Genomic DNA, 3,332 nt, shown 5'->3' on the forward strand with positions numbered 1-3,332 from the left:
AGCGCCGCCGGGCGCGCCCGCGACGCGCGTTGCGCGGCGCCCGCCCGCCGCGCAAACCCGTCGCCGCCTGCTGGTAAACACCGCCGCGCCGCGCCCGCGCGGCCGCGAAAGTTTTCCTGCCGACTGCCGTAAACCTGCTTAACGGCGGTCTCCCCGCCGGTCTTTCGTGAGGGACAGGCAGTGCTGATTATCGTGGGAACACTCGTGACGCTGTTGTCCGTCTTCGGCGGTTATGCGCTGGCAGGCGGGCATCTGGGCGCATTGATCCAGCCGGTCGAGATCCTGATGATCGCGGGCGCCGGCGTCGGCGCGTTCATCCTCGGCAACGGCATGAAGACCATCAAGGCGACGCTGCGCGTGCTGCCGACGCTCTTCAAGGGTTCGAAGTACACGAAGGACGTCTATATGGAGCTGATGGCGCTCCTGTACGTGCTGCTCGCGAAGGCCCGCAAGGAAGGCACGCTGACGCTCGAGGCCGACATCGACGATCCGGACAAGAGCCCGATCTTCACGCAGTACCCGAAGATCCTCGCCGATCGCCACATCGTCGAATTCCTGACCGACTACCTGCGGCTGATGGTTGGCGGCAACATGAACGCGTTCGAGATCGAAAGCCTGATGGACGAGGAGATCGAGACGCATCACGCGGAAGGCGAAGGCCCGGCGCATGCGCTGATGCGCGTCGGCGACGCGATGCCGGCGTTCGGCATCGTCGCGGCCGTGATGGGCGTCGTGCACACGATGGCGTCGGCCGACAAGCCGCCCGCGGTGCTCGGCGCGATGATCGCGCAGGCGCTGGTCGGCACGTTCCTCGGGATCCTGCTGTCGTACGGGCTGATCGGGCCGCTCGCGAGCCTCGCCGAGCAGCGCGTCGCCGAGTCGACGAAGATGTTCCAGTGCATCAAGGTGACGATCCTCGCGAGCCTGAACGGCTATGCGCCGGCGATCGCGGTCGAGTTCGGCCGCAAGGTGCTGTTCTCGACCGAGCGTCCGTCGTTCGCCGAGCTCGAAGAGCACGTGCGCCGCGTGAAGGCGAAGTGATGCGGAGCGCCCGATGAGCAAGAGCAAGGATCGCGCGATCGTCGTCAAGCGGGTGGCTCCGCAGAAGAAGGGCCACCACGGCGGCGCATGGAAGCTCGCGTACGCGGACTTCATGACCGCGATGATGGCGTTCTTCCTGCTGATGTGGCTGCTGAGCTCGGTCACGCCGGTTCAGCTGAAGGGGATCGCCGAGTACTTCAACACGCCGCTGAAGGCCGCGCTGTTCGGCAGCGGCGACCGCAGCTCGCAGGATTCCAGCATCATCGACGGCGGCGGCCGCGACCTGTCGAGCGTCGACGCCGGCACGCTGCGCCGTACCGACGGCACGACGAATCTCGCCGACCGCGTCGCGAAGAAGAACGACGAGGACGCGCAGGCGCAGGCGCAAGGCGCGCTCGAGCGCCGCGAGCAGGCGCGCCTGCACGATCTGCAGATCAAGCTGATGGCCGCGATCGAGGCGAACCCGACGCTGCGCCAGTTCAAGCAGCAGATCCGCATCGATTCGACGCTGATGGGGCTGCGCATCGAGATCGTCGATACGCAGAAGCGGCCGATGTTCGCGATGTCGAGCGACCATGTCGAGCCGTACATGCGCGACATCCTGCGCGAGATCGGCAAGACGCTGAACGACGTGCCGAACCGGATCATCGTCCAGGGCCACACCGACGCGGTGCCGTACGCGGGCGGCGAAGGCGGCTACAGCAACTGGGAGCTGTCGGCCGACCGCGCGAACGCGTCGCGCCGCGAGCTGATCGCGGGCGGCATGGACGAGGCGAAGGTGCTGCGCGTGCTCGGCCTCGCGTCGACGCAGAACCTGAACAAGGCCGATCCGCTCGACCCGGAGAACCGCCGGATCAGCGTGATCGTGCTGAACCGCAAATCCGAAGAGGCGCTGATGCGCGACGACGCGACGACGACGACGCTGTCGGCCGACGCGGCCGGCTCGAAGCTGCTCGCGCAGCAGCTCGCCGCGCCGGCGCCGGCCGTGCGTCCGGCGCTCGCGAGTGCCGCCGTCGCCGCGCCGAAACCCTGACGTTTCCATCCGATTCCGAGACAGAGATGATCCGAACGATTCTCGCCATCGACGACTCCGCGACCATGCGCGCGCTGCTGCAGACGACGCTCGAGCAGGCCGGCTACGACGTGACGGTCGCGCCGGACGGCGAAGCCGGCTTCGACATGGCGGCGACCGCGCCGTACGACCTGGTGCTGACCGATCAGAACATGCCGCGCAAGAGCGGGCTCGAAGTGATCGCGTCGCTGCGCCAGCTCGGCGCGTATGCGCAGACGCCGATCCTCGTGCTGACGACCGAAGGCAGCGATGCGTTCAAGGACGCCGCGCGCGACGCGGGCGCGACCGGCTGGATCGAAAAGCCGATCGATCCGGCCGTGCTGGTCGATCTGGTCGCGACGCTGTCCGAGCAGACGGCCTCCTGACATGAACGCGACGAATTCAACCGGTGACCGGGCATGACTCTCGACATCACTCAGTTCTATCAGACCTTCTTCGACGAAGCGGACGAACTGCTCGCGCAGATGGAGCAGCTGCTGCTGAACCTCGACGTCGGCTCGCCCGACCCCGAGGATCTCGCGGCGATCTTCCGCGCCGCGCATTCGATCAAGGGCGGCGCCGCGACGTTCGGCTTTTCCGCGCTGACCGAGACCACGCACATCCTCGAATCGCTGCTCGATCGCGCGCGCAACCACGAGCTGACGCTGACCAAGGAGATGGTCGACGCGTTCCTCGAGACGAAGGACGTGCTGTCCGACCAGCTCGCCGACTACCGTGCGAGCGCCGAACCGGATGCGGCGGCCGCCGCGGCGATCTGCGCGAAGCTCGAACGATTGAAGGCCGAAAGCGGCACGGATGCGCCGGCAGCGGCAGCGCCCGCCGTGCCCGCCGCTGCCCCCGCGCCTGCGGCGGAGCCTGCCGCCGCGACCGACCGCGCACCGGATCACGTCGTCGAACAGGCGGTCGCGGCTGCGCATCCGGCGCCCGCCGCCGGTGAGGGCGGCCCGCACCTGAAGATCACGCTCGCGGGCGTCGACGAGAAGGACCGCGCGCTGCTCACCGAGGAGCTCGGCAATCTCGGCCGGATCGTCGGCCGCGAAGAAGCCGGCGCCGACCTGACGCTGTGGCTCGAATCCGACGTGCCGTCCGACGACATCGTCGCGGTGTGCTGCTTCGTGATCGACGAAAGCCAGATCCGCGTCGCGCACGGCACGGCGCCGGCCGCGCACGCGGAATCGGCTGCCGCGCCGGCGGCGGCCGAGCCGGCCGACGTTGCGGC

Annotated in this window: 4 protein-coding genes; all 4 read left to right on the forward strand. The window is 68.4% G+C overall.

Annotated elements, in window-relative coordinates; translation table 11 throughout:
• Positions 1 to 180 precede the first annotated feature (180 nt).
• Positions 181 to 1,041, forward strand: a complete 861-nt coding sequence (gene motA / locus BUB20358_RS27730) for a flagellar motor stator protein MotA (RefSeq protein WP_006762902.1) — start codon at positions 181 to 183, stop codon at positions 1,039 to 1,041.
• A gap of 13 nt (positions 1,042 to 1,054) precedes the next feature.
• Entirely contained in the window at positions 1,055 to 2,074 is a 1,020-nt protein-coding gene (gene motB / locus BUB20358_RS27735; protein WP_006762901.1) for a flagellar motor protein MotB, read from the forward strand.
• Between the two features lie 26 nt (positions 2,075 to 2,100).
• The gene (locus tag BUB20358_RS27740; protein ID WP_006762900.1) at positions 2,101 to 2,478 is read left to right on the forward strand and encodes a response regulator; all 378 of its coding nucleotides are present in this window, start codon (positions 2,101 to 2,103) and stop codon (positions 2,476 to 2,478) included.
• Between the two features lie 33 nt (positions 2,479 to 2,511).
• Positions 2,512 to 3,332: Hpt domain-containing protein (locus tag BUB20358_RS27745; protein ID WP_174905174.1), on the forward strand; the 821-nt coding region annotated here is incomplete at its 3' end.

Source organism: Burkholderia dolosa, assembly GCF_902499135.1.
Lineage (GTDB): Bacteria > Pseudomonadota > Gammaproteobacteria > Burkholderiales > Burkholderiaceae > Burkholderia > Burkholderia dolosa.

Excerpts from the sequence above, each read along its gene's own strand:
- BUB20358_RS27740 (WP_006762900.1), top strand. The coding sequence starts at position 2,101 with ATGATCCGAACGATTCTCGCCATCGACGACTCCGCGACCATGCGCGCG.
- motB (WP_006762901.1), top strand. The coding sequence starts at position 1,055 with ATGAGCAAGAGCAAGGATCGCGCGATCGTCGTCAAGCGGGTGGCTCCG.